Source organism: Actinocorallia lasiicapitis, from assembly GCF_054778695.1.
In genome coordinates, this window is sequence record NZ_BAAGZI010000806.1 from 1 (window position 1) to 937 (window position 937).

The following is a 937-nucleotide window of genomic DNA, read 5'->3' on the forward strand; positions in this document are numbered from 1 at the left end:
ACCGCACCGCGCCGTGCCGGTCGCGGACGGAAACCGCGAGGCCCGCGTTCCACAGGCTCGGCGAGAACGGGACGTCCAGCAGACCGTCCTCGACGGCCCGCACGACCGCCTCAGCCGGATCGCCCCGCCCGGCGGCGAGCGCGGCGTCGACGATGGCCGTGGTCTCCCGCACGATCAGCTCCTCCTCGGCGGCGACCAGCGCCCAGTCGACGTCCAGCGGATCCGCGGCGGCGAGGGCGTCACCGACGAGCCTGAGCCCCGCGACGTTGTCGGCCAGGCTCGGGATCCGCACGGCCTCGACCTGCGTCTTCAGCATGAGCCTGGTCGCCCCGCTCAGCGCCGCGGTCACCGCGGAACCGGCCAGCAGTTCGCGGGCCTTGCCCTCGGCCAGCGGAAACGCGCCCATGTACTGGTGGAAGACGACATGGACGGCGACCGCGCCGCCGAACCGCTCCCCCAGATACCGTTCGGCGGTGCGGCGCAACGCCCGGACCGCCGCGACGTCCTGGACCCGGTTGCCCTGCTCGGCATAGCCCAGCGAAACCGACCGCACCCCCTCGCCCGCCGCCAGCAGCGCCTCCAGAAGATCGGCCGCCAGGGCCAGGCAGGGCGGCAGGAGGCTGGCGGTGAGCACCCCGAAGAACTCCCGGTCGACGGTGATCCCGAACCGCTCCCGGTAGAGGCCGCACAGCGCGTCCACATACCGCCAGCGGGCCAGCGACTCGCGCGGGCCGTAATCCCGGTAGTAGGGCAGGTTGTAGGTGATCGCCCCGCCCTCGAACGCGGCGACCCCGCCGGCCAGCGAGATCTCGGCGAGCAGCCGGGGGTCGCGGGTGGAGTGCCGGACCTGCAGCGGGACTCCGGCCGCGTCGCCCGCCAGGCTCCGCAGCGCCGCCACCCCGTGGTTGACGGCCGGATACCCGTTGAGCCCGCCGCC

Annotated in this window: 1 pseudogene; it reads right to left on the reverse strand. The window is 74.4% G+C overall.

The features are described from left to right. Positions 1-937, reverse strand: a pseudogene (locus ACYVE7_RS34730) (methylaspartate mutase); the annotation flags it as partial.